We start from the raw sequence: 25,431 nt of genomic DNA, 5'->3' as shown, positions 1-25,431 counted from the left end.
GCCGACGATGACCATCTTCCGCAGCGGAGCGCGCAGAGCCGCCTCCGTTCTCGCCCTGACCACCGCCCTCGCGCTCACCGCCACCGCCTGCGGTGACGACGGCAGCGGCGCGGCCGGCGACAAGGGCACCGAGGGATCGGGCAAGGGAAAGATCACCTTCTGGGACAACAACGGCGGTGTGCGCACCGACGTGTGGAAGGTGATCATCGCCGACTTCGAGAAGGCCAACCCCGACATCGACGTCGAGTACGTGGGGGTCGCCTCGACCGAGGTCCAGTCGAAGTACGACACGGCCATCCAGGGCGGCGGCCTGCCGGACGTCGGCGGTGTGGGTGCCGCGATGCTCGCGGGCATCGCGGCGCAGAACGCGCTGGAGCCGCTCGACGAGCGGATCGCCGTCAGCTCGCTCAACGGCAAGCTGAACGACGCGATGCTGGAGAGCGTGAAGGCGGCCGGCGGCCAGAGCAAGACGTTCACCGTCCCGACCTCCGCCAGCAACGGCGTCCTCTACTACCGCACCGACCTGTTCGAGGCGGCCGGCCTCGAGGCGCCCGACACCTGGGCGAAGTTCTACGAGGCGGCCGAGAAGCTGACCGACAAGGGCAAGAACCGCTTCGGCTACACCATCCGCGGCGGCGCGGGCTCCATCGCCCAGGCGCTGGACGCGATGTACGGGCAGAGCGGCATCAAGGACTTCTGGGCCGGCGACAAGACCACCGTCGACGACCCGAAGAACGTGGCCGCCCTGGAGAAGTACGCCGCCCTGTTCAAGAAGAACACCCCGGCCGCCGACGTCAACAACGACTTCACCAAGATGGTCGCGCAGTTCGACAGCGGCGAGATCGGCATGCTCAACCACAACCTGGGCTCCTACACGGACCACGTGAAGGCGCTGGGCACCGAGAAGTTCCGGGGCATCCCGCAGCCGGTCGGCGACGACGGCAAGCGGGTGCAGGTCTCCAACCCGGTCGACGGTCTCGGACTGTTCAAGACGTCGAAGAACAAGGCGGCGGCCTGGAAGTTCATCGAGTTCGCCGCGTCCCACGCGTCGAACAGCAAGTGGAACGAGTCCGCGGGCGCGATCCCGGCGAACGTGGACGCGGCGAAGGACCCGTGGCTGGAGAAGGCGGAGCCGACGAAGCTCGCGGCCGAGGCCCTCTTCAGCGGTGACACCACGATCGTGCAGCTGCCGTACTACCTGCCCGACTGGAACACCATCTCCAAGGCCGACAACGAGCCGGAGTTCCAGAAGGTGCTGCTCGGCAAGGCGACCGCCGAGGAGTTCCTCACCAACCTGGCGAAGCAGCTGAACGAGGCCCAGGCGGAGTGGAAGCAGCAGACCAAGTGACGGCCAGCCGCCGTCAGGTGGTCGCGGCCGCCGCGGGCCTCGTGCTCGCGCCGGCCGCGGCCGGCCAGGCCGCCCACGCCGCCACGAACGGCCCGGGCGGCCGCCGGGCACGCACCCTGTTCATCGCGGGCGACTCCACGGCAGCGCAGAAGTACGCCGACGCCGCGCCGGAGACGGGCTGGGGCATGGCGCTCCCGTTCTTCCTCCACCGCGAGCTGCGGGTGGCCAACCACGCGGCGAACGGGCGCAGTTCGAAGAGCTTCGCCGACGAGGGCAGGCTCGCCGCCGTGCTGGAGGAGATCCGGCCGGGCGATCTGCTGCTGGTGCAGTTCGGTCACAACGACCAGAAGGCCGAGGACCCGTCGCGGTTCACGGAGCCCTGGTCCACGTACCAGGAACAGCTGCGGCAGTACATCGCCGGGGCGCGGGAGCGCGGGGCACGGCCGGTGCTCGCCACCTCCGTGGAGCGCCGCCGTTTCGACGCCGCGGGCGGCGCCGTCCCCTCGCTGGGGGAGTATCCGGCCGCGATGCGGGTGCTGGCCGAGCTGGAGGGCGTGGCACTGCTGGACGTGCACACGCTGTCGCTGGCGCTGTGGCAGGAGCTGGGGCCGGAACGGACGAAGACGTACTTCAACTGGACGGCCACCGAGCAGGACAACACCCATTTCAACCCGCCGGGCGCCATCGAGGTGGCGCGGCTCGTCGCCCGGGAGCTGCTGCGCACCCGGGTGCTGGCGCCGCGCGATGTGCGGCGCCTGGACGACGCGATCCCCCCGTCCCGGATCACCTGGCCGCCGGCGCCCGATGCCGCGGCCACCACCGGGAGACCGTACGCAAGAGAAGGCGAGCCGCACCATGCACCACAGTAGATGTCAGGGCCGCGTCATGACGGCGCTCGTGGGTTCCACCGCACTGGTCCTCGCGGTCACCGGCACCGCCCAGGCGCACCCCCACCACCAGGTCAAGGACCTCGCCCGCCAGACCCTCCCGGCGGGCGACGGCTGGGCCGCCGAGGGCACCGGCACCACCGGCGGCGCCACCGCGGACGCCGCCCATGTGTACACCGTCAGCACCTGGGACGAGTTCCGTGCCGCGCTCGCCGCCGACCCGGGCGCGCCGCGCATCATCCGCGTCCGGGGCACCCTCGACGCGACGGCGAACGGCTGCTCCGCGTTCGAGGCCGAGGGCTACGACTTCGACCGCTACCTCGCCGACTACGACCCGGCCGTGTGGGGCTACGAGAACACCGTGAGCGGGCCCCAGGAGGACCTGCGCGCCGCGTCCGCCAAGGCCCAGGCCGAGGCGATCCAGGCGTTCGTCCCCGCGAACACGACCATCGTGGGCGTGGGCCGGGGCGCCGGCATCACCGGGGCGAGCCTGCAGATCAAGGGCGTCGACAACGTCATCGTGCGCAACCTGACGCTGGAGGCACCGCTGGACTGCTTCCCGCAGTGGGACCCCACCGACGGCGCGACGGGGGCGTGGAACTCCGAGTACGACGGTGTCGTCGTCTACGGCTCCACCCACGTCTGGGTCGACCACAACACCTTCACCGACGGCCGCTACCCCGACAGTTCGCTGCCCGAGTACTTCGGCGAGATCTACCAGCAGCACGACGGCCTGCTCGACATCGTGCGGGGCGCGGATCTGGTGACCGCCTCCTGGAACGTCTTCACCGAGCACGACAAGACGCTGATGATCGGCAACAGCGACAGCGCCGGCGCCACCGACCGCGGCAAGCTGCGGGTCACCCTGCACCACAACCTCTTCGACAAGGTCGTGGAGCGCGCCCCCCGCGTCCGCTTCGGCCAGGTGGACACCTACAACAACCACTACGTGGTCGGCGCGGGCCCCTACGTCTACAGCCTCGGCATCGGCGCGGAGTCGCAGCTGGTGGCGGAGCACAACTCCTTCTCGATCGACAGGTCGGTGAGCCCGGCGCTGGTCCTGAAGAAGTGGAAGGACGCGCCGGTCACCACCGCGAACAACTACGTCAACGGCAGGAAGGTCGACCTGCTGGCCGTCCACAACGCCGAGATCCCCGAGGAGGCCCTGCGCCCCGACGCCGGCTGGACCCCGGTCCTGCGCCCCCGCGTCGACCACCCGAAGGTGCTGCCGCTGCTGGTCAGGCTGCACGCGGGCGCCGACCGGCTGCGCTGACCCAGAAGAAGGGCACCAGAACGCCATGACAGCACCCCTCGCCCGCCGCGCCTTCCTCGCGGCGGGCGCCGGGGCCGCGCTCGCCGCGGCCGCCGGCACAGCGCACGCACACGGCCGGCCCGGCCGCGGCCCCTTCGGCCGGTGGGGCTCCCCCACCGGCCGCCGCTCCCCCACCACGCTCTACGTCCACCCCGGCGGGCACGGCGACCACACCTCCGTGCAGGCCGCGGTGACCGCGGCGGGAGCCGGCTGGACGCTGGTCCTCGCGCCCGGTGTGTACCGGGAGACCGTGTCCGTCGGCACCGAGCACGCCGGCCTCACCCTGATCGGCGCGAGCGGCGACCCGCGCGACGCCGTGATCGTGTACGACAACGCGGCCGGCACCCCCAAGCCGGACGGCTCGGGCACCTACGGCACCTCCGGGTCGGCCACCACGACCGTCCGCGCCGAGGGCTTCACCGCCCTCGCGGTCACCTTCGCCAACGACTGGCTGCGCGCGGACCACCCCGGGGTCGGCGGCACCCAGGCCGTGGCACTGAAGGCGATGGGCGACCGCTCGGCCTTCCACCGCTGCCGGTTCCTCGGCCACCAGGACACCCTGTACGCCGACTCCCTGTCGGCGTCCGCCGTCGCCCGGCAGTACTTCTCCCACTGCTACGCGGAGGGGGACGTCGACTTCGTCTTCGGCCGCGCCCGTGCCGTGTTCGAGCACTGCCGGTTCCACACCCTCGCCAGGGACGTCGACTTCACGCCCAAGGGCATGGTCTTCGCCCCGTCCACCGTCCGGGCCAACCCCTACGGCTACCTCGCGCTGCGGTGCCGGGTGACCGGCGCCGCGGAGGACGGCGCGTACCGGCTCGCCCGCCCCTGGGTGCCGAGTTCGGACCCGACGGCGTGGCCGTCGCTCGTGGTCCGCGACACCTGGATCGGTCCGGGCATCGACGCGACGAGGCCCTGGACGAACATGAGCGACACCTACCCCTGGCAGGAGCAGCGCTTCGCCGAGTACCGCAACAGCGGCCCCGGTTCCCGGGTCCTCGACCCCGCCGAGCGACCCCAGCTGACGGCCGCTCAGGCCCGTACGGCCACCCGGGAGGTGTATCTGGGCGACTGGACCCCGTGGCGCGAGGGCCACTGACCGCGGCACCGCACGGCCGTCCCTCCCGGACAGCAGGGGCGGGCGTGCGGGCCGCCCCGCACGCCGTCGTCCACGTGGCAGCACGCCGCGGGACGGCGGCGTCCGCGTGTGGGGGTCAGCCCGGGGGCGCGAAGCGGCCGGTCACCGCCACACCGGTGTCACCCGCACGGGCCCGCGCCGTGTAGGTGTCGCGGGACGCGTCACGGCCGCCCTCGGCGTGGTTGTACTGGGCGGCGAAGACATGTGTCCCGACGGGCACGGTGCGGCCCTGGCGGAGCGTCCAGCGGTAGAGCAGCGCGCCGTCCCGTTCCTCCACGCGTACCTCGAAGTCGTCGGCGGGCCGGGTGAGCCAGTGGCCGGTCTCCTCGACCCCGCCCGTGAGGGCCACCCGCACCTCCACGGTGAGTTCCGTGAGCGGCTCGCGGGTGGTGAGCGTGACGTTGCCCTGCGCCCAGTAGCGGTTGCTGTGCCGGTCCACGGCCGCCGACGACGACATGAAGCCGTCCGCGGCCCGCTCGGGCGCCGGCCGCAGCGGCGCGGGGCGCGCTGCGCTCTCCCGGGGCGCGGGGGCGCCCGTGAGCGTGGCCACCGCGTAGCCGCCCACGGCGAGGACGCCGGCCACGGCGGCGGTCGCCGCCAGGACCCTCAGCCACGGCGCGGGCGCCGGCCGCGGCGGCCGTGCGGCGGCGGGCGCCGCCATGCCGCGCTCCACCCGGGCGAGCATCGCCTCCCGGTCCGGGCGGTGGGAGCCCGCCGTCTCCCGCAGCCTCCTGCGCACCTCGTCCATCACCTGCCGCCTTCCGCCACCAGCTCCGGCGCGTCCGCCGTCCTGAGCCGGCGCTGGAGCTCCGCCATGCCCTTGGAGGTCTGGCTCTTGACCGTACCCACGGATATGCCGAGGGCGAGAGCCGTGTCGCGTTCGGAGAGGTCGAAGGCGTGTCGCAGCACCACGCAGGCCCGCTTGCGGAACGGCAGCGCGCGCAGCGCCTCCTGGACGTCGACCACCGCGGACACGTCGGGGTCGTCGACGCGTTCGGAGCGGCGGGAGGAGACGAGCGCGATCCTGCGGCGTTCGCGGACCGCGCTGCGGACCCGGCTGCGGGCCAGGTTGGCGACGACACCGCGGGCGTAGGCGTCCGGCCGGTCGGCCGCGCGCACGCGGTCCCAGCGGTGCCACAGGGCCACCATGGCGTCCGCGGCCAGGTCGTCGGCCGCGTCCGCCTCGCCGGTCAGCATCCGTGCCAGACGCGACAGTTCGGCGTAGTGCCGTTCGAAGAAGGTGTGGAACTCGGCCCGGGCCTCGTCGCCCGCAGCCGGTGCCGTGCCGCTCGTCCGTCCCATGTGCGCCGCGCCCGCCCGCGGTCAGCCCGCCGGGGCCGGGCCGGAGCCCGCCCGCACGGTGAGGGCGGGCGGCAGCAGCACGGTCCCCCGCGCGGGCCGCCCGTCGAGCGCGGCGACCACCGCTTCGACCGCCCGGCGGCCCATGTCCCGGGCGGGGACGGCGACGGAGGTCAGCGGGACGGACGCCCGCTCGGCGACGTCGTCGGGGCAGACGGCGACCACGGAGACGTCCTCGGGCACGGCGAGACGGCGCTGGCGCAGCAGCGCGAGCAGCGGGTCGGCCGCCGCCTCGTTCTGCACGATGAACGCGGTGGTGCCGGGACGCTCCTCCAGGATCCGGTCGAGCGTGGCGGCGACGGAGGCGTAGTTGCCCTCGCAGGGGCGGTGCAGCACCCGTACGCCGTGTTCCCGGGCGGCCTCGCGCACCCCGGCGAGGGTCCGTTCGGCGAAGCCGGTGTGCCGTGCGTAGACGCCCGGGGGACCGCCGACGAAGGCGATGTCCCGGTGTCCGAGACCGGCGAGGTGGCCGACGCACAGGGCGCCCGCGGCCTCGAAGTCGAGGTCGACGCAGACCAGGCCGGTCGGGTCGGCGGGCAGACCGATGAGCACGGCGGGGCTCTCGGCGGCCCTCAGCAGCGGCAGCCGCTCGTCGTCGAGCTCGACGTCCATCACGATCATGGCGTCGGCGACGGCGCTGCCCTGGACTCGGCGGACGGCCTCGGCCCCCTCGTCTCCGGTGAGGAGCAGGACGTCGTAGCCGTGGGCACGTGCGGCGGTGGTGACCGCCATGGCGATCTCCAGCATCACGGGGACATGGATGTCGGTGCGCAGCGGCACCATCAGGGCGATGATCCACGACCGGCTCCCGGCGAGTGCGCGGGCGCCCGCGTGCGGGCGGTAGCCGAGACGTTCCACCGAGCGCTCGACCCGCGCCCGGGTGGCGGCGGAGATGGTCCGCTTGCCGCTGAGGACGTAGCTGACCGTGCTCGCCGACACTCCGGCGTCGCGCGCTACATCGGCGAGGGTGACCATCGGCTACTCCACTGCAAACCGTTGTGACGCGCTCCGGCGCGCCCTGGGCCACGACCCTAGGTTTCGGGGTCGTGAACTGTCCAGGCCGGCCGAAGCGCGTCACGCTGGGTTGTCGTGCTCAGAGGTGGTGCCGGTGGTGACCGGCGCCCCCGGTGCCTACAGCGCCGGGTACGCGTTCTTCATGAGCTCCTGGAACTGGGCGGAGAACCAGTGCCCGGAGACCGGTGCGCCGCCGAGGGCGCCGGACATGCTGTTGCCGTTGCGCGCGTTGCCCGTGTAGGTCGGGTCGCACATCCGGTCGAAGCCCTTGCCCTCGTCGTTCGGGATCTCCGACGCGGCGCCGTCCGACTCACCCGGGGGCTTGACCCACAGGTAGGCGTCGATGCCCGGCTCCGGCGCCGCCTTGGGCCGCTCGCCCAGACCGGCTCCGGCCTGGTTGCACCAGTTGCCGAGGTGGATGCGGCGGTCGAGACGGCCGCCGTTGACGTAGGTGTCGACGGAGGTCTGCGCACCCGGGCCGGTGGGCCGGGCGGTGCCGCCCCAGCCGTTGCGGGAGGTGTCGATCAGCATGCCGATGTTGGAGGCGAAGCCGGCCTGCACCAGGCGCTGGCGGAAGGCCTGCGCGTAGGACAGCTCGTCGACGTAGCGGTTCCAGTCGACCCACTTCGACTGGCGCACGGACGTGCCGTTCACCGAGTCGTTGATGGTGTAGAACGGCTCCTTCAGGATGCCGTAGTTGGCCGTGTTGGTGATGAAGCCGGTGACGTACTCCAGCTTGCTGCCCTCGGCCTGCGCGGCCTGGGCGAACAGCTCGGCCGACGGGCCGAAGTTGTCGTCCCAGCCGAGCCAGCCGTGGTGGCCGGCGTCGATGTAGTTGTAGACGTTGGCGATCGGGCCGAGCTTGGCGAGCGCGTAGCCGACGCCCTTGACGTAGTTGCCGTTCTGCTTCATCACGTCGCACTGCGGCGTGCCCGTGGGACGGCCGCTGACGTTGGTGACCAGGTTGGGCAGCGAGTCGATCTCGATGACCGTGGTGATGCGCAGGCTCGCGTACTTCGGGTCGGCGACGGCGGCCGCGATCGGGTCGATGAACTCGCTCTTGTAGCGCGGCAGCTCGTCCGGCTTCAGCTCGCCGTTGGAGGCGAGCGCGGCGCAGTCACGGCCGGGCAGGTCGTAGACGACGAGGTTGATGGCGAGCGGCTCGCCGTCCGCCTGCTCCAGGGCCTCGTCGAGGTGGTCGCGCAGGCCCATGCCGCCGTTCACGCCCTCGATCGCGGCGATGCGGTCCAGCCAGACGGAGGTCGAGGTGTCGGAGATCCGGCTGCCGCCGGGCTCGGCCTCGGCCTTCGCCTTCCACTCCGGGTTGACGTACAGCTTGGCGCCCTGGAACGGGTTGTCGACCTTGTTGCCGACCGGCGGAGGCGTGGTGGGCGGCGGCGTCGTCGGCGGGTCGGTCGGCGTGGTGCCGCCGTTGCAGGCCACGCCGTTGACCGCGAACGACGCGGGCTTGGCGTTGGTGCCGCTGTAGGTGAACTGGCCGCCGGGGGAGGCGGTCGCGCCGGCCGCGAGCGTCTTGTTCCAGTCGGCGTTCTTCACACTCACGGTCTTGCCGGACTGCGACCAGACACCGCCCCAGCCGCCCGTGAGCTGCTGGTTGCCGGCGTAGTCGTAGGTCAGCGTCCAGCCGTCGATGGCCGAGGTGCCGGTGTTCTTGACGGTGACCGTGGTGGTGAACCCGCTGCCCCAGTCGCTGACCTGGTAGTCGACGTTGCAGGCGAGCGCCGCGGCCGCGGCGGGGGTCTGCATGACCGCCACGGCGCCCGCGCCGGTGGCGAGGAGGCTGCAGGCGGCCAGCAGCGCGGTCCGCCTCCGGCGGGCTGGTGGTGCGGTGGTGCGGGTGATCTCGCGGCTCATGACGGGAAATGTCCTCTCGTCGGGTCGGGGATCGGGCATGCCTGATCTGCGGTGCAGTCGAGGCGCGCTCGGGACCGGGAGTGGGAGCGCTCCCAGATTCTGACCGGAATTCGTCTCGCGAATCCGGCTCATCGGGGAACGTTCGTGCGGGTACGCAACCTGTCGCGACCTCATGTCACCCGGTGGGGGCAGGCCACCGGACTGTGCGGCAGGGCGGTGCGGGGGGTGACGCATGGAGCGATCCGTAGTGCGTCGGACCTGCCGTTCACGGCCTGTCCGGAAGGGAATCGCTCCCACTGGCTGCATCGGAGATTAGCGCCGAACCGACGGACGCAACAGGGGACTTGGAAAATTTCTTGATGGACCACAGCTCGCCCGGACCGATCCTGCGTCAACTCTTGACAGCCCCTCGCACCCCCTCCACCGTGGGAGCGCTCCCACTGGTTCAAGGCTTGTGCTCAGCACGTCATCCCCGAGCCGTTCGAAGGGATTTCACGCATGTCCCCGCCAACCAGCACCTCCCCCGCCGCAAGACGACCACGCCTGCTGCGGCGCGCGCTCACCGTGTTCACCGCGGCCCTCTCGCTCCCCCTCGCACTCACCGCCACCGGCACGGCACCCGCCCACGCCGCGGCCCTCCAGTGCAGCGTCGACTACAAGACCAACGACTGGGGCAGCGGCTTCACCGCCGACGTCACCGTCACCAACCGGGGCACCGCCGCGATCGACGGCTGGACCGTCACGTACGACTACGCCGGGAACCAGAAGCTGACCAGCGGCTGGAACGGCGTCTGGTCGCAGTCCGGGAAGACCGTCACGGTCAAGAACACCGACTGGAACAGGACCATCGCCGGCGGAGCCGCCGTCAGCGCCGGCGGCCAGTTCACCTACAGCGGCGCCAACGCCGCCCCGACGTCGTTCGCCGTCAACGGCACCGTCTGCAACGGGGCCCACCAGCCGCCGATCGCCGTGCTCACCAGCCCGTCGGCCGGCGCGGTGTTCTCCGCGGGCGACGCGGTGCCGCTGGCGGCGACCGCCGCCGCTGCCGACGGCGCGACGGTGAACAAGGTCGAGTTCTACAGCGACACCACCCTGCTCGGCACCGACACCAGCGCTCCCTTCGCCCTCTCCGCGACGGGTCTCGCGACGGGCAGCCACTCGCTGTACGCCAAGGCGTACGACAGCCTGGGCGCGTCCGCCGAGTCGTCCCCGGTCGGCGTGACCGTCGCCGCGGGCCCGGCCCTCGTCGCCACCCCGGCGCAGCTGGCGGTCCGCCAGGGCGAGACGGCCACCTTCGACGTGAAGCTGTCCACGCAGCCGTCGGCGAACGTCACGGCCACCGTCGCCCGCACCGCGGGCAACAGCGGCCTGAGCGTCAGCACCGGCGCGAGCCTCACCTTCACCCCGTCGAACTGGAGCACCGCGCAGAAGGTGACCGTCGCCGCGAACGCGACCGGCACCGGCTCCGCCACCTTCACCGTGACCGCCCCCGGCCACACCAAGGCCGAGGTGACGGCGACCCAGCTCGCGGGCGCCAAGGAGTACGACGAGCGCTTCCTGGACCTGTACGGGAAGATCATGGACCCGGCGAACGGGTACTTCTCCCCCGAGGGCATCCCGTACCACTCCGTCGAGACGCTGATCGTCGAGGCCCCCGACCACGGGCACGAGACGACGTCCGAGGCGTACAGCTACCTCATCTGGCTGGAGGCGATGTACGGCCGGATCACCGGCGACTGGACGAAGTTCAACGCCTCGTGGGCCACGATGGAGAAGTACATGATCCCCACCAAGGCGGATCAGCCCACCAACTCCTTCTACGACCCCAACAAGCCGGCCACCTACGCGGGGGAGTACGACCAGCCCTCGCAGTACCCCTCGGCGCTCACACCGTCGGTCGCGTCGGGCAAGGACCCGATCGCCGGTGAGCTGAAGACCGCGTACGGCACCGACGACATCTACGGCATGCACTGGCTCCAGGATGTCGACAACGTCTACGGCTACGGCAACGAGCCCGGCAAGTGCGAGGCCGGCCCGACCGCGACCGGTCCGTCGTACATCAACACCTTCCAGCGCGGACCGCAGGAGTCCGTCTGGGAGACCGTGCCGCACCCGACGTGCGACAAGTTCGCCTACGGCGGCAGGAACGGCTACCTGGACCTCTTCACCGGGGACTCCTCGTACGCCAAGCAGTGGAAGTTCACCAACGCGCCGGACGCCGACGCGCGCGCCGTGCAGGCGGCCTACTGGGCCGACCTGTGGGCCAAGGAGCAGGGCAAGGGCTCCGAGGTCTCGGCGACCGTGGGCAAGGCCGCGAAGATGGGCGACTACCTGCGCTACGCGATGTTCGACAAGTACTTCAAGAAGATCGGCAACTGCACCAGCCCGACGGCCTGCCCGGCCGGCACCGGCAAGGACAGCTCGCACTACCTGCTGTCCTGGTACTACGCCTGGGGCGGTGCGACGGACACGTCCGCCGGCTGGTCGTGGCGCATCGGTTCCAGCCACGCGCACGGCGGCTACCAGAACCCGATGGCGGCGTACGCGCTGGCCGAGTACGCCCCGCTGAAGCCCAAGTCGGCCACGGGCCAGGAGGACTGGGGCAAGAGCCTGGACCGGCAGATCGAGTTCTACCGCTGGCTCCAGAGCGACGAGGGCGCCATCGCGGGCGGCGCGACCAACAGCGTCGGCGGCCGCTACGAGGCCCCGCCGGCCGGCACGCCGACGTTCTACGGCATGGCGTACGACGAGAAGCCGGTCTACCACGACCCGCCGTCCAACCAGTGGTTCGGCTTCCAGGCGTGGTCCATGGAGCGCGTGGCCGAGTACTACCACGAGACCGGTGACGCGGGTGCCAAGGCCGTGATGGACAAGTGGGTCGACTGGGCGCTGTCGGAGACGACGATCAACCCGGACGGCACCTTCCGCATCCCCTCGACGCTCCAGTGGACGGGCAAGCCGGACACCTGGAACGCGAGCAGCCCGGGCGCCAACGCCTCGCTGCACGTCACGGTCGCCGACTACACCCAGGACGTCGGCGTCGCGGGCGCGTACGCCAAGGTGCTGACGTACTACGCGGCACGGTCGGGTGACACCGAGGCGAAGCGGGTGGCCAAGGCGCTGCTGGACGGCATGTGGGACCACCACCAGGACCCGCTCGGCATCGCGGTGCCGGAGACCCGGGCGGACTACAACCGCTTCGACGACCCGGTCTACGTGCCGAGCGGCTGGACGGGCACGATGCCGAACGGCGACACGGTCAACTCGTCGTCGACGTTCGCCTCGATCCGGTCCTTCTACCAGGACGACCCGGCGTGGTCGAAGATCGAGAGCTACCTCGCGGGAGGCGCCGCGCCCGTGTTCACGTACCACCGCTTCTGGGCGCAGGCGGACATCGCGCTGGCGTTCGGAGCGTACGCGGAACTGCTGGAGTAGCCGGCGCAGCCGACTCAGCAGCACGGGGGCCGGCCGGTGTCGCGGACGCGACACCGGCCGGCCTCGCGTCCGGGCCCGCCGCACGGGGTGTGCGTGGCCGAAACCGTACGCTTCCGGTCCGGGCGCGGAATCGGCGCGGCGCGCATCTCGTTGTGCCGGGTCCACCGCACCACTCCCGAGGAGCGACCCGTGGCCCTGTCCCCCGAAGAGCGTGAGCACTTCCTCGCCGAACCTCATGTGGCCGCGCTGGCCGTCGCGGCCGGCGAGAAGGAGGACCGCGCACCCCTGACCGTGCCGATCTGGTACCAGTACGCGCCGGGCGGCGACCTCTGGATCCTCACCGGCCGCGACTCGCGCAAGGCGGGGCTGATCGCCGCCGCGGGCCGCTTCTCGCTCATGGTCGACCGGCTGGAGCCGACGATCCGCTACGTCTCGGTCGAGGGCCCGGTGACCGCGACGGAGCCCGCCACCCGTGAGCAGCTGACCGAGATCTCCGCGCGCTACCTCCCGCCGGAGAAGGTCGAGGGCTATGTCGACTTCGCCTGGACCAACCACGGCGAACAGATCGTGGTGCGCATGCGACCGGAGCGATGGGTGAGTTCGGACCTCGGGGAGGTCTGAGAGGGGTGCGTGGCGCTTGGAGGGCGTTCGGCTGAGGTTGCCGGCCGCGTGCGGGCTCGGCGGTGGGCGCACCCCCGCTGCGCGGGGGTGTCCTCACGCCCCGGAGGAGTCGGCGTCGCCCGCCGACCGGGCGGCAACCACGTACAGGGCAGTGCCGCTCGCCCGGCGCCCCTGTGCGGGGTCCGTCCCCCGTGCGGGGKTCGTTCGCCCCGTGCGGGCCGGTGGTGGGCGCACCCCCGCTGCGCGCGGGTGTCCTCAATCGCCGGACGGGCTGGGGTTGCCCGCACCGGTGCGCCCTGGCGGGGGACGTGGCTTCGCCTGCGGGCCGGGGGAGGGGTCGCGAGTTCAGGCTCGTGATTGCAGGTCCGGTCGGCGGGCGACGCCAAGCCTGCGGCGTGTGAAGAGAGCGCCTGCACGCAACCCCGGCGTCCATCCCGACCCGCCCTGGGGCATGGTCACGAGCCGCGGCCGACAGGACTTCCTCCGCCAGGGCGCACCGGTGCGGGCAACCCCAGCCCGTCCGGCGATTGAGGACACCCGCGCGCAGCGGGGGTGCGCCCACCACCGGCCCGCACGGGGCGAACGAACCCCGCACGGGGGACGGACCCCGCACAGGGGCGCCGGGCCCCACCCCCGAGGGGGTCGAGCCCGGCGCCCCCGGGGGCGCTACGGCACCAACCGCAGCAGCCGGTTCGGAGAACCCGTCCCCGGGTTCGTCACCTTCCCCGTGGTGGCGCCGTTCACGAGCGCCGTCGAGACCTGGGCCGGGGTCGCCGAGGTGTGGTTGGCCAGGTACACCGCCGCCGCCCCGGCGACATGCGGCGTCGCCATCGACGTACCGGAGATGGTGTTCGTCGCGGTGTCGCTCGTGTGCCAGCCCGCCGTGATCGAGGAGCCCGGGGCGAAGATGTCGAGCACGGCCCCGTAGTTGGAGTAGCTCGCCCTCGCGTCGGTGCTGGTGGTCGCGCCGACGGTGATCGCCTCGGTGACGCGGGCCGGGGAGAACGAGGACGCGTTGGCGTTGCTGTTTCCGGCCGCCACCGCGTACGTCACACCGCTCGCTATGGAGCGCCGCACGGCGGCGTCCAGGGTGGTGGAGACCCCGCCGCCGAGGGAGAGGTTGGCGACGGAGGGGCCGGAATGATTGGCCGTCACCCAGTCGATGCCGGCGATGACGCCAGCCGTCGTCCCGGAGCCGGAGTTGTTGAGCACCCGGACGCCCACGATTCTGGCCTTCTTGGCGACGCCGTAGGTCGAACCGGCGATGGTGGTGGCCACGTGCGTGCCGTGGCCGTTGCCGTCCTGGGCGACGTTGTCGCCGTCGACGGCGTCGTAGCCGTTGGCGGCCCGTCCGCTGATCTGGGAGTGGGTGATGCGGACGCCGGTGTCGATCACGTACGCGGTGACACCGCCGCCCGCCGTGTCCGGGTAGGTGAAGGTCCCGGACAGCGGCAGCGACGCCTGGTCGATGCGGTCGAGTCCCCAGGGGGCGTTGGTCTGGGTGGCGTTCACCCGGACCGTCTGGTTCTGCTCGACGGAGGCGACCGCCGGGTCGGCGGCCAGTCTGCGGGCCTCGGCGGCGGAGAGCTCGGCGGTGAATCCGTTCAGCGCGTGGGCGAACGTCTTCTTCACCGTGCCGCCGTACTCCTCGGCGAGGTCCCTGCCCCGCGCCGAGGACGCGGTGAAGCCCGCGTCCTCGGTGAGGGTGACGATGTAGCTGTCCTTGACGGCCGTGGGGGAGCCGGCGGCGAGTACCCGGCCCTCGGCCGGTGCGGCCTGGGCGGGAAGTGCGGTGAGCCCGCCGACGAGGGCGGCGGCCGTCAGTGTGGTGACGGCCGCGGTACGGGCCTTCCGGCTGCGCAGTGGTGCCATGGCGAGTGAGCCCTCCTCTGGGCAGCGCATGCCTGGTGCGACGCACGCTGTGGGGGTGCACGCGTTGTCGCGTGCACGGCGTCGAGCGCTGGTGTGACGCGCTCGGCCTGACTCGAGCCTCGGTCAAGGAGCGGTGGCGGACAAGGCGGTTGACGGAGCGTCAACAACCTTGACATGTACGCGCAACAGGAAGGTCGTGCGTCAGCCGCGGCCGTCGAATTCGAGCCGCGCCAGCCGCAGCGAACCCCTGAGCGCGACCCGCAGGTCGTGCGTGCCGCCGGGCGCGGCCGCCGGGACGGTCAGCCTGGTGTAGGCGTAGGGACCCTCCGTGGCGGGGACGGCGACCGTCGCGAAGGGCCGCACGCTGTCCACGGACGCGAGCGACGTGCCCCGCACCCCGTCACCGGCGTACAGCTCGACCGTCCCCTCGCCCGACGCCTCGACCGTCACGGTGTCCACCCCGTCGCCGAGGTCGCAGCGGCGGTAGAGCAGGGCGCCTCCCGCCTCGACGGGGGTGACCGCGTCACCGTGCGTCCGGGTGCGGTCCACGAGGACCGTGCCCCACTGCTCGTCGTAGTCGGCCGCCGCCAGGCCCGCGGCGAGCAGCGGACGCGGCGGCGACGGCACGCCGGTGACCTCGACCGCGGCGCGCAGCCGGACGTCGGCGCTCGACGCCGCCGCCAGGATCTCGTAGCGGCCCGGTTCGACCGTCCAGCGCCCGTGGGCCACGTCCCAGTGGCCGAGGGCGTCCACGGGGATGTCGCACACCACCTCCCGGGACTCCTCCGGCGCGAGGTGGAACCGTTCGTGCGCGGCCAGTTCGGCCGTGGGGCGCGTCACGGCGGCGTCGACGGCGCGGACATAGACCTGAGCCACCTCGTCCGAGGCACGGGGGCCGGTGTTGGTGACGGTGAAGCGGACGCGGACGGCGCCCGCCGAGAGCTCGGCGGTCAGACCGGTGTAGGCGAAGCGGGTGTACGACAGGCCGTGGCCGAAGGGGAACAGCGGCTGCCCGCCGAAGTAGAGATACGTCTGCCGGCTGCCGATGACGTCGTAGTCCATCAGGTCGGGCAGGTCCGCGTCGTCGCGGTACCAGGTCTGGGGCAGGCGTCCCGCGGGGGACACGTCGCCGGCGAGCACCCGGGCCAGCGCGGTGCCGGCGTCCTGGCCCCCGTGCGCGGTCCACAGGACGGCGGGCAGTTCCTCGGCCGCCTCCGGCACGGCGTACGGATAGGACGACACGAGGACGAGCACCGTGTCCGGGTTGGCGGCGCGGGCGGCCCGCCAGAGGCGTTCCTGGTGCGGGGGGAGCGCCAGGGTCCTGCGGTCCTCGGTCTCGCGTCCGTTGATGTGGGGGTCGTTGCCCGCGACGACCACGACCGCGTCGGCGGCCGCGGCCGCGCGTGCCACCGCGTCCTCGCCGCGCTCCACGTACTCGACGACGAAGGGTTCGCCCTCCGCGGCAACCTTCACACCGTCGGCGGCGACACAGACGTGCAGCCCGGTGGCGATGTGCTGGAGGAGGTGTTCGTCGTGGGTGTCCCGGTCGTCGGCGGCCGGCACGAGCCGGAACGTCTCCTGCACCACCCAGCCGCCCGGCCGGTCGGCGGAGGCGCGCACGAAGCCGTCGTCGGCCACGGAGAGGTACCGCCCGTCGGGGGCCCGCAGGGTGAGTACGCCGTCGCCCCAGTCGGTCAGCGCGAACTCCGTGCCCCCGGCCGTGCCGGCCGTCAGCGGCGGCAGGTCGGTGCGCCCGGCCAGCAGGGCCGGGTCCAGCGCGATGTCCGCGTCGCGGCCGCGCTCGGCGGCGTCGCTCTCGGGCACCCGCAGCCGGCCGCCGGAGGCGGTGCGCAGCCGCACCCGGTCGGTGCCCTCGGCGTACTCCACGGCTCCGAAGCGCTCGCGCAGTCCGTCGAGCGGGGTGCTGCGGCGCAGCAGACCGCCGCTGTACCAGTCGAGCTTGCACTCGTCGGCGAGCAGGCCGACCACGGCGAGCCGGGCGCCGGAGGGCAGCGGCAGCAGCGGTCCGCCCCGGCCCCGTTCGTTGCGGAGCAGGACGACCGCCTGTTCGGCGGCCTCCCGTGCCAGGGACCGGTGGGCGGGGGTGTCGTACGCGGTGTCGTCCTCGTGCGGGTCGGCGTCGAACTCGCCCAGCGCGAAGCGGACGGTGAGCAGCCGGCGCACCGCGCGGTCGATGTCCCGCTCGTCGGCGAGCCCCTGCTCCAGGGCGCCGCGCAGACGCGCTCCGATGACCGATCCGTCGGTGCCGTGGTCGGTGAACGAGTCCACACCGGCGCGCAGCGCGGCCGCCGTTGCCTCCTCGTGGGTGGCGAAGTACTTCTCCGAGTCCACCAGGTTGGAGGGGGCCCCGGCGTCGGAGCAGACCAGCAGTTCGCGGTCGGTCCATGCCCTCAGGTGCTCGCGCAGCCAGGGGGAGAGGTGGTTGGGCCGGCCGTTGACGAGGTTGTACGCGGGCATCACGCCGGCCACCGCGCCGGCCTCGACCGCGCCCCGGAAGGCCCGCAGGTCGTACTCGTGCAGCACGCGCGGGCGCACGGAGGCGGAGGACACGTCGCGGTCGGTCTCGTTGTTGTGCGCGAGCCAGTGCTTGAGGATCGGCGCGGTGCGCCAGTGGACGGGGTGGTCGCCGCGCAGGCCGCGGGTGTACGCGACGGCGATGGCGGAGGTGAGGTACGGGTCCTCCGCGTAGCCTTCCTCGTTGCGGCCCCACAGCGGGTTGCGCAGCAGGTTGACGGTCGGCGCCCAGACGTTGAGGCCGACCCGGTCGTCCTTCGCGCGCATGGCCCTCGCCTCCCGGGACACGGCCTCGCCGACGCGGCGGACCAACTCCGGGTTCCAGGTGGCGCCGAGGCCCACGGCCTGCGGGAAGACGGTCGCCGGACCCATCCAGGCGACCCCGTGCAGAGCCTCCTGCCCGGTGCGGAAAGCTCCGACGTCGAGGCGCTCGACGGCGGGCGCGAACTGGTGCAGCATCGCGATCCGTTCGTCGAGGGTCAGCCGCGCGAGCAGGTCGTCGATGCGTCGGCCGACGGCCGACTGCGGGTCACGGAAGAGCGGCGGCCGGTCAGCTGTCACGGACGAAACCCCTTGTCAGGATGGAGGACGAGGACGGTTGAAGCGCTTCGATGCTCCGGCCGCTCCCGGCCGGTGTCAAGCGTCGTCCCTTGGGGGGAGGCGTGACGGACCGGGCGGCGGTGGATACGTCTCTGGCGCGAGAGATCCGAGGAATGTCGGTCCATTCCCTTGCCCGGCGGGGGGTGTTCACTTAACCTCGCAGCAACATCGAAGCGCTTCGACGAATCTTCGGAAGCCCTCGGTCGTGACGGCGGGACGGACCGCTCGTCCAGGCGCCCGTCCTGCTCGCGTCCGCACCGCCGTAGCACTCGCACCACCACAGACACCGCAGCCGACCGGCGGACGCGATCCGCCGGGTGTCCTGGCGCGTACCACAGGCATGAAGGGTTGACGCAATGACGCCGAACGCCACTCCCGTGGGCATTCCGGCCACCAGCCGCAGAACGTTCCTGTCCTCCACCGCCGTCGCGGCGATCGCCGTGGCCGGCGGGATGCCCCTGCTCGCCGCGTGCGGCGGCACGGAGGGCAAGAAGAACGAGGGCACGACCAGCGGGAAGGACGCGCAGAAGATCCTCCCCACGTTCGCCGCCCGGACCGTCGTCACCCCCGACATCCCGTCGAAGAACGGCTCCGCGGCCGGCTTCACCACCGCGATAGCCACCGCCCAGCTGCAGACCTCGGTGGCCGCCAAGAAGGGCAAGGGCAGCGAGGTCACCGTCATGGCGCCCTTCTGGGGGCCGCCGCCGGCCGCGGACAACCCGTACTACAAGGCCATGGACGAAGCCATCGGCGTCAAGGCCACCTGGCAGAACCAGGACGGCAACACCTACGCGGACAAGCTCGGCGCCGTCCTCGCCGGCAGCGCGATCCCCGACCTCGTCGTGGTCCCCGGCTGGAACCTCAACGGCAAGATCCCCGGTGCGATCAACGCCAAGTTCGAGGACCTCGGCCCCTACCTGTCCGGCGACAAGGTCAAGGCCTACCCGAACCTCGCGGCCATCCCGACCGACGCCTGGCAGCGCTCCATCTTCGGCGGCAGGCTGCGCGGCCTGCCGATGCCTGCCTCGTACGTCACCAACATCGCGCCGTTCTACCGCGCGGACCTCTTCGAGGCGAAGGGCTGGAAGCCGCCCACGAGCGCCGACGAGTTCATGGCCCTCGCCAAGGAGATCACCGACGCCAAGGCGAAGGTCTGGGCCTGCGACGACATGCGCTGGACCGCCTACAACATGTTCGGCGTCCTCAACGGCGGGGAGAAGGCCCTCGCCTGGCAGCTCGTCGACGGCAAGCTGATCCACCGCATCGAGACCCCCGAGTACCTCGAGGCGCTGGAGTGGGTCCGCAAGCTGTACGAGGCCGGGGTCGTCCACCCCGACGCGCGTGCCGACAACCAGGGCGACGCCGGCGACCGCTTCACCTCCGGCCAGGTCCTCATCTACAACAACGACGTGTCCCACTGGTACCAGAAGACCGTCGAGCAGAGCGGCCAGAACCCCGACTTCGCCATGGCCGCCATGGACATCCCCGGCCACGACGGCAAGCCGCCGAAGCTGTGGGCCACCAACCCGGCGAACATCTGGGCCTTCGTGAAGAAGGGCACCCCCAAGGCGGTCGTCGAGGACATCCTCGCCATGGCCGACTTCACCTCCGCCCCGTACGGCACCAAGGAGCGCATGCTCACCGAGTACGGCGTCGAGGGCACCCACTACACGATCGAGGACGGCCTGCCGACGAAGACCGACGCGGGCAACAGCCAGGTCTCCAGCTCCTGGGCGTTCCTCGCCAGCCCCGCCCCCTACATCGCGCACCCCGACCAGCCCGAGGTCACCAAGGCGATGATCGAGTGGCAGCAGCGGATGGGCGCCCTCACCTCCAAGTCGTCCTTCTACGGACTCACCATCACCGAGCCCAACCAGTGGACGAACCTCGCGAACGACTTCGAGCAGCTGGAGAAGGACGTCGTCCGCGGCCGCAAGAAGATCTCCGACATGCAGCAGGCCGTCTCGGAGTGGAAGAGCAAGGGCGGCGACGAGCTCCGCGACTGGTACCGGAAGATCCTCGACACCTCGGCCCCCGCGGCGGGCTGACCCATGGCGCACGACATCGCGCCGGGCCCCGCCCCGGCCGACAGCACACCGCAGCCGGGCCCGGTCACCGACCGGGCCCGGCCCGCCCGGCTCCGGAAGCGGGCGGGCGGCGGGCCCGCCCGCGGCACGGCCGGGAAGATCCCGCTCGGCCGCCGGCTGCGCCGCGACCGCACCCTGCTGCTGATGACGCTCCCCGCGGTCGCCCTGCTCGTCGTCTTCAACTACGTGCCGATCCTCGGCAACGTCATCGCGTTCCAGGAGTACGACCCGTACGTCTCCACCAACGGCATCACCGCGATGGCGAACAGCCCCTGGGTGGGCTTCGACCAGTTCCAGCGGGTCTTCGGCGACCCCGACTTCTGGCACGCGGTCGAGAACACGTTCGTGCTCTTCTTCCTCCAGCTCGTCCTCTTCTTCCCCATCCCCATCGCGCTCGCCCTGCTGGTGAACAGCGTGCTGCGGCCGGGGGTGCGGGCCGTCGTCCAGGCGGTGCTCTACCTGCCCCACTTCTTCTCCTGGGTGCTCGTCGTCACCGTCTTCCAGCAGATCCTCGGCGGCGCCGGCATCATCGCCCAGGAACTGCGGCAGCGCGGCCACGAGGGCTTCGACCTCATGACCGACCCGGAGGCCTTCAAGTTCCTCGTCACCTTCGAGGGGATCTGGAAGGACGCCGGGTGGGGCCTGATCGTCTTCCTCGCCGCGCTGGCCGCCGTCAACCACGACCTCTACGAAGCCGCGGCGATGGACGGCGCGGGCCGCTGGCGCCGCATGTGGCACATCACGCTTCCCGCGCTGCGGCCCGTCATCGCCCTGCTGCTCGTGCTGCGGGTCGGCGACGCGCTCACCGTCGGGTTCGAGCAGCTCCTGCTGCAACGCGACGCCGTGGGGCCGGGGGCCTCCGAGGTCCTGGACACCTTCGTGTGGTGGACCGGTATCCGCAACCAGGACTTCAGCTACGCGGCGGCCGCCGGACTCGTCAAGGGCGTCGTCGGCCTGGTGCTCGTGCTCGCCGCCAACAAGACCGCCCACCTCATGGGTGAGCAGGGGGTGTACCGCAAGTGACCGCCGTCATCGACCGGCCCGCGACCGGCCGCGGGCCGCGCCGCCCGAGCCGGTTCGCCGCGCCGCCCAGGCCCGCGTGGGAGGAGCCGCCCGGCAAGGCCGGCGCCACGGCCAAGGGCGCCGTCCTCGTGCTCGCCTGCCTCGCCGTTCTCGTCCCGCTGTGGATCGTGATCGTCACCAGCCTGTCGTCGAAGAAGACCATCACCGAGGCCGGCGGCCTCGTCGTGGTGCCGAAGGACATCACCTTCGTCGCCTACCAGGAACTGCTGAGCGGCGGCCAGGTCACCCGGGCCGCCCTGGTCAGCGTCGGTGTCACCGTGACCGGCACGCTGTTCTCCATGGCCGTGTCGGTGCTGTGCGCGTACGGCCTCTCCCGGCCCGGATCGGTGGGCCACCGGCTGATCCTGATGACGCTCATGGTGACGATGTTCTTCGGCGCCGGGCTCATCCCCACCTACCTGCTGGTGCAGACCCTCGGCCTCACCGACACCTATCTGGCGCTGATCCTGCCCGGAGCGGTGAGCGTCTTCAACATCCTCGTGCTGCGAGGGTTCTTCATGGGCATCTCGTCCGAACTGATCGACAGCGCCCGCATCGACGGCGCCGGCGACTGGCGGATCCTGTGGCAGATCGTCATGCCGCTGTCCCGGGCCGTCATCGCCGTCATCACCCTCTTCTACGCGGTCGGCTACTGGAGCGCCTGGTTCAACGCCTCCATCTACCTGACCGACCAGCAGATGATGCCGCTCCAGAACGTGCTCATCCAGCTGGTGCAGAAGCAGGAGATCCCGGTGGGCCTCAACATGGCCGTGCGCGCCGGCGACCTCTCCGGCACCGCCGTGCAGATGGCCGTGATGGTGCTGGCGCTGCTGCCCGTCGCCGTCCTGTCGCCGTTCGTCCAGAAACACTTCAAGAAGGGCATGCTCACCGGCGCGGTGAAGGGCTGAGCCCCCCGCCGCCGGCGAGCACGAGGTACGTCATGAGCACACCCCCCGCGCCGCCGACCCTCGCGGACGCCACCCGAGGACGGATCCTGTTCGGCGGCGACTACAACCCCGAGCAGTGGCCCGAGGAGACCTGGGAGGACGACGTCCGGCTGATGAAGGAGGCCGGCGTCACCTGCGTCACGGTCGGCGTCTTCTCCTGGGCGCGGATCGAACCCCGCCCCGGCGTACGGGACTTCGCCTGGCTCGACCGGCTGATGGACCTGCTGCACGGCCACGGCATCGGGGTCGTCCTCGCCACCCCGACCGCCTCCCCGCCGCCGTGGCTCGGCCGCCTCCACCCCGGGACGCTTCCCCGCGACGAGGACGGACGCACCGAGTGGTGGGGCTCGCGCCAGCACTTCGCGCCCGCCAGCCCCGACTACCGGCGCGCCGCGGCCGCCATCGCCGAAGCCGTCGCCGCACGGTACGCGGGCCACCCGGCACTGCTCATGTGGCACATCAACAACGAGTACTGCACCTACGACTACGGCGACGAGGCGGCCCGCGCCTTCCGCGGCTGGCTCGCCGCCCGCTACGGCACCCCGGAGGCGCTCAACACCGCCTGGGGCACCGCCTTCTGGGGCCAGGCCTACGACAGCTTCGACGAGATCCTTCCGCCGCGCCGCGCCCACTACCTGCGCAACCCCGCGCAGATCCTCGACTTCCGCCGCTTCTCGTCGGACATGCTCCTCGCGTGCTTCCGCGCCGAGCGCGACATCGTGCGCCGCCACGCCCCCGACATCCCGGTGACCACCAACTTCATGCCGATGTTCTTCGGGCAGGACGCCTGGGAGTGGGCGCGTCACGAGGACGTCGTCTCCGTCGACACCTATCCCGACCCGGCCGATCCGCTGGCCGGCCAGTACCAGGCCATGATCGCGGACATGACCCGCTCGCAGGCCGGGGGGCCCTGGATGCTGATGGAGCAGGCCGCCGGGGCCGTGAGCTGGCGCGACGTCAACCGGCCCAAGCCCGAGGGCCTCAACCGGCTCTGGTCGCTCCAGTCCGTGGCCCGCGGCGCCGACGCCGTCTGCTACTTCCAGTGGCGCCAGTCCCGCCAGGGCGCCGAGAAGTTCCACTCCGCGATGGTGTCCCACGCGGGGGAACGCGGCCGCGGCTTCCTGGAGATCCAACGCATCGGCGCCGACCTCGCCCGCCTCGGGCCGCGCACGGCCGGCACCGGTCAGTGGAACGAGGCGGTGATCCTGCACGACTGGCACGCCTGGTGGGGCTCCGCGCAGGAGGCCCGCCCGTCACGGCTGGTCGCCTACGAGGACATCCTGCGCGCATGGCACCGGGCCCTGTGGGAGGCGGGCATCCCGGTGGACTTCGCCCACCCCGCCCAGGACCTCGGCCGCTACCGCCTCATCGTCGTGCCGCAGCTGTACCTGCTCACCGACGAGGCGATCGACGCGCTCGTGGAACGGGTGCGCGACGGTGCCACACTCGTCTGCGGCTTCCTCACCGGGATCGCCGACGGCGACGACCGCGTCCGGCCCGGCGGCATGGACGCCCGGCTGCGGACCCTGCTCGGCATCGACGTCCTGCACGAGTGGTGGCCGCTCCGGGAGGGGGAGCGTGCCGACTGCGGCACGTTCCACGGCACCCTGTGGTCCGAGGAGATCCAGCCGGCGCCCGGCGCCCGGACCGTCGCCGCGTACGCCTCGGGCGAGCTCGCCGGGCTGCCCGCCGTCCTGCGCAACGGCACCGCCCACTACGTCAGCACGCTGCCCGAACCGGAGGCCCTGCGCGGCCTGCTCGCCGACGCGGCCCGCGAGGCGGGCCTGCGCCCCGTCCTCGACCGCCTGCCCGAGCACGTGGAGGCGGTACGCCGCGGCCCGCTGCTCTTCGTCATGAACCACGGCCGCGACCCCGTCACCGTGCCGGTGCCCGGCAGCCACCGCGACCTGCTGACCGACACCGAGGTACGGGATACCGTGCGTCTGCCGCGCTTCGGCGTCGCCGTCCTCGACCCCGCCTGAACCCCAGCGCCCCCGGCCCCGGCCGGAGGGACCCGGTGGCGCCGCGCACCTGACAGCGCGGCGCCACCGCCGTCCACACCAGCCCCGGCACAAAACGGCCGGGAACGGACGGGGCCGCGCCCGAGGTCGGCCGCCCGTCCCCGCTGCCCGACCGCCCCGCCCGGATTCTCCGGGGGTGTCACCCGCCCGGCTCCGGTGCCGGGCGGGCGCTGTGCGTCACGAACCCGGCTTCGGTGCCGGGCCCGTGCTGTCGCGGAGGGTCAGGGAAGGGCGGAGCAGGAGGACTTCGCCCGCCGGGCGTCCGCCGAGCCGGGCCATCAGGGCCTCGACCGCCTGCCGGCCGAGCTCCCGCGCAGGGACGGCCACGGAGGTGAGGCGGACGGACGCCTGCGTCGCCACCTCCTCGGGGCACACCGCCACCACCGACATGTCCTCGGGCACCGCGCGCCCGCGCTGCCTCAGCACGGCCAGCAGCGGTTCGACGGCGGCCTCGTTCTGGACGACGAGACCCGTCGTGCCGGGCCGCTCGTCGAGGATCCGGGCGAGCACCGCCGAGACACCCTCGTAGCCGCCCTCGCAGGGGCGGTGCAGCATCCGCACCCCGAGCTGCCCGGCGCGCTCCCGGATCCCGGCCAGCGTGCGTTCGGCGAAGCCGGTGCGCCGCTCGTACACCGCGGGGGCCTCCCCGACGACGGCGATCTCCCGGTGTCCGAGCCCCGCCAGATGCTCCACGCACACCGCGCCGGTGGCGAAGAAGTCCAGGTCCACACAGGTCAGTCCGGCCGGGTCCGCGGGGATCCCGACCAGCACCGACGGCCGGTCGACCGAACGCAGCTGCTCCAGACGCCGGTCGTCGAGCTCGACGTCCATGACGATCATGGCCTCGGCGAGATTGCTGCCGATCACCCGCCGCACCGCGTCCGGAGTCTCCTCGCCGGTGAGCAGCAGGACGTCGTAGCCGTGCGTGCGTGCGGCCTGGGCGACGGTGACGGCGATCTCCATCATCACGGGCACGTACAGATCCGTGCGCAGCGGCACCATCAGCGCGATGATGTGCGACCTGCTGCCGGCCAGCGCGCGGGCGCCCGCATGCGGGTGGTAGCCCAGCTCGCGGATGGACCGCCGCACCCGCTCCCGCGTCCCGGCGGAGATCGCGCGCTTCCCGCTGATGACGTAGCTCACGGTGCTGGCCGAGACTCCGGCGTGCCGGGCGACCTCGGCAAGGGTGACCATCCGCTCTCCCGCAGATCAGAGAAATTGAAGCGCTTCGACAATCGCTTCGCGGCCAGGCTACCCGCAGGGGCGCGCCGAGGGACCCGTCCCTGCGGAACGGGTCCCTCGGCGGGCGGCCGGCGGC

At 72.3% G+C, this 25,431-nt stretch carries 17 protein-coding genes; 10 read left to right on the top strand and 7 right to left on the bottom strand.

The features are described from left to right. Positions 1–7 precede the first annotated feature (7 nt). Genes EAO77_RS34135 through EAO77_RS34120 form a run of 4 tightly spaced genes read left to right on the top strand, consistent with a single transcriptional unit; the run spans position 8 to position 4,646 of the window. Positions 8–1,348 (top strand): ABC transporter substrate-binding protein, encoded by a 1,341-nt coding sequence (locus EAO77_RS34135; RefSeq protein ID WP_147992202.1) that lies wholly within the window; start codon positions 8–10, stop codon positions 1,346–1,348. Continuing rightward, positions 1,345–2,217, top strand: a complete 873-nt coding sequence (locus tag EAO77_RS34130; RefSeq protein WP_147992201.1) for a rhamnogalacturonan acetylesterase — start codon at positions 1,345–1,347, stop codon at positions 2,215–2,217. Before EAO77_RS34135 ends, EAO77_RS34130 begins: the two co-directional genes overlap by 4 nt. A gap of 16 nt (positions 2,218–2,233) precedes the next feature. Continuing rightward, positions 2,234–3,508, top strand: coding sequence for a polysaccharide lyase family 1 protein (locus EAO77_RS34125; protein ID WP_261994274.1), 1,275 nt, complete (start codon positions 2,234–2,236; stop codon positions 3,506–3,508). A 25-nt stretch (positions 3,509–3,533) separates the two neighbouring features. After that, entirely contained in the window at positions 3,534–4,646 is a 1,113-nt protein-coding gene (locus EAO77_RS34120; protein ID WP_147992199.1) for a pectinesterase family protein, read from the top strand. A gap of 115 nt (positions 4,647–4,761) precedes the next feature. Here EAO77_RS34120 and EAO77_RS34115 read toward each other — a convergent pair whose 3' ends face one another. The 4 genes from EAO77_RS34115 to EAO77_RS34100 all read right to left on the bottom strand — a co-directional run bounded on the left by EAO77_RS34115 (position 4,762) and on the right by EAO77_RS34100 (position 8,933). Then, positions 4,762–5,433, bottom strand: coding sequence for a hypothetical protein (locus tag EAO77_RS34115; protein WP_147992198.1), 672 nt, complete (start codon positions 5,431–5,433; stop codon positions 4,762–4,764). After that, positions 5,433–5,987: a SigE family RNA polymerase sigma factor gene (locus tag EAO77_RS34110; protein ID WP_147992197.1), complete on the bottom strand. Its 555-nt coding sequence runs from the start codon at positions 5,985–5,987 to the stop codon at positions 5,433–5,435. The genes EAO77_RS34115 and EAO77_RS34110 overlap by 1 nt, the downstream gene beginning before the upstream one ends. Before the next feature lie 21 nt (positions 5,988–6,008). Further along, positions 6,009–7,019: a LacI family DNA-binding transcriptional regulator gene (locus EAO77_RS34105; RefSeq protein WP_147992196.1), complete on the bottom strand. Its 1,011-nt coding sequence runs from the start codon at positions 7,017–7,019 to the stop codon at positions 6,009–6,011. Positions 7,020–7,175: 156 nt separating this feature from the next. Next, positions 7,176–8,933, bottom strand: a complete 1,758-nt coding sequence (locus tag EAO77_RS34100; protein WP_187283537.1) for a glycoside hydrolase family 6 protein — start codon at positions 8,931–8,933, stop codon at positions 7,176–7,178. A 498-nt stretch (positions 8,934–9,431) separates the two neighbouring features. Here EAO77_RS34100 and EAO77_RS34095 point away from each other — a divergent pair, with 498 nt between their 5' ends. After that, a complete protein-coding gene (locus EAO77_RS34095) occupies positions 9,432–12,368 on the top strand; it encodes a glycoside hydrolase family 48 protein (protein ID WP_147992195.1) in 2,937 nt (978 codons plus the stop codon). 189 nt (positions 12,369–12,557) lie between these two features. Next, positions 12,558–12,989 (top strand): pyridoxamine 5'-phosphate oxidase family protein, encoded by a 432-nt coding sequence (locus EAO77_RS34090; RefSeq protein WP_147992194.1) that lies wholly within the window; start codon positions 12,558–12,560, stop codon positions 12,987–12,989. 666 nt (positions 12,990–13,655) lie between these two features. On the opposite strand, the gene EAO77_RS34085 is transcribed toward EAO77_RS34090, so the two are convergent. Continuing rightward, a complete protein-coding gene (locus EAO77_RS34085) occupies positions 13,656–14,861 on the bottom strand; it encodes a S8 family peptidase (RefSeq protein WP_147992193.1) in 1,206 nt (401 codons plus the stop codon). Between the two features lie 201 nt (positions 14,862–15,062). Then, positions 15,063–17,957 (bottom strand): glycoside hydrolase family 3 protein, encoded by a 2,895-nt coding sequence (locus EAO77_RS34080; protein ID WP_147992192.1) that lies wholly within the window; start codon positions 17,955–17,957, stop codon positions 15,063–15,065. A gap of 395 nt (positions 17,958–18,352) precedes the next feature. Between EAO77_RS34080 and EAO77_RS34075 the strand changes: the two genes are divergently transcribed. The 4 genes from EAO77_RS34075 to EAO77_RS34060 are packed head-to-tail and all read left to right on the top strand — an operon-like array spanning position 18,353 to position 24,074. Continuing rightward, positions 18,353–20,044 (top strand): extracellular solute-binding protein, encoded by a 1,692-nt coding sequence (locus EAO77_RS34075; protein ID WP_147992191.1) that lies wholly within the window; start codon positions 18,353–18,355, stop codon positions 20,042–20,044. Positions 20,045–20,047: 3 nt separating this feature from the next. Then, a complete protein-coding gene (locus EAO77_RS34070) occupies positions 20,048–21,106 on the top strand; it encodes an ABC transporter permease (protein WP_147992190.1) in 1,059 nt (352 codons plus the stop codon). Then, positions 21,103–22,053 (top strand): carbohydrate ABC transporter permease, encoded by a 951-nt coding sequence (locus EAO77_RS34065; protein WP_147992189.1) that lies wholly within the window; start codon positions 21,103–21,105, stop codon positions 22,051–22,053. Before EAO77_RS34070 ends, EAO77_RS34065 begins: the two co-directional genes overlap by 4 nt. A gap of 32 nt (positions 22,054–22,085) precedes the next feature. Further along, a complete protein-coding gene (locus tag EAO77_RS34060; protein ID WP_147992188.1) occupies positions 22,086–24,074 on the top strand; it encodes a beta-galactosidase in 1,989 nt (662 codons plus the stop codon). A gap of 216 nt (positions 24,075–24,290) precedes the next feature. Here EAO77_RS34060 and EAO77_RS34055 read toward each other — a convergent pair whose 3' ends face one another. Beyond that, positions 24,291–25,307, bottom strand: a complete 1,017-nt coding sequence (locus EAO77_RS34055) for a LacI family DNA-binding transcriptional regulator (RefSeq protein ID WP_147992187.1) — start codon at positions 25,305–25,307, stop codon at positions 24,291–24,293. Positions 25,308–25,431: the final 124 nt, after the last annotated feature.

Source organism: Streptomyces sp. T39 (assembly GCF_008042045.1).
Classification (GTDB): domain Bacteria; phylum Actinomycetota; class Actinomycetes; order Streptomycetales; family Streptomycetaceae; genus Streptomyces.
The sequence above is the reverse complement of the archived record's forward strand: the minus strand, read 5'-3'. Positions and strand labels throughout refer to the sequence as shown.

Coding starts and splice junctions, on each gene's coding strand:
- EAO77_RS34135 (WP_147992202.1), top strand. CDS start 8: ATGACCATCTTCCGCAGCGGAGCGCGCAGAGCCGCCTCCGTTCTCGCC.
- EAO77_RS34125 (WP_261994274.1), top strand. CDS start 2,234: ATGACGGCGCTCGTGGGTTCCACCGCACTGGTCCTCGCGGTCACCGGC.
- EAO77_RS34120 (WP_147992199.1), top strand. CDS start 3,534: ATGACAGCACCCCTCGCCCGCCGCGCCTTCCTCGCGGCGGGCGCCGGG.
- EAO77_RS34115 (WP_147992198.1), bottom strand. CDS start 5,433: ATGGACGAGGTGCGCAGGAGGCTGCGGGAGACGGCGGGCTCCCACCGC.
- EAO77_RS34110 (WP_147992197.1), bottom strand. CDS start 5,987: ATGGGACGGACGAGCGGCACGGCACCGGCTGCGGGCGACGAGGCCCGG.
- EAO77_RS34105 (WP_147992196.1), bottom strand. CDS start 7,019: ATGGTCACCCTCGCCGATGTAGCGCGCGACGCCGGAGTGTCGGCGAGC.
- EAO77_RS34100 (WP_187283537.1), bottom strand. CDS start 8,933: ATGAGCCGCGAGATCACCCGCACCACCGCACCACCAGCCCGCCGGAGG.
- EAO77_RS34095 (WP_147992195.1), top strand. CDS start 9,432: ATGTCCCCGCCAACCAGCACCTCCCCCGCCGCAAGACGACCACGCCTG.
- EAO77_RS34085 (WP_147992193.1), bottom strand. CDS start 14,861: ATGGCACCACTGCGCAGCCGGAAGGCCCGTACCGCGGCCGTCACCACA.
- EAO77_RS34075 (WP_147992191.1), top strand. CDS start 18,353: ATGACGCCGAACGCCACTCCCGTGGGCATTCCGGCCACCAGCCGCAGA.
- EAO77_RS34070 (WP_147992190.1), top strand. CDS start 20,048: ATGGCGCACGACATCGCGCCGGGCCCCGCCCCGGCCGACAGCACACCG.
- EAO77_RS34060 (WP_147992188.1), top strand. CDS start 22,086: ATGAGCACACCCCCCGCGCCGCCGACCCTCGCGGACGCCACCCGAGGA.
- EAO77_RS34055 (WP_147992187.1), bottom strand. CDS start 25,307: ATGGTCACCCTTGCCGAGGTCGCCCGGCACGCCGGAGTCTCGGCCAGC.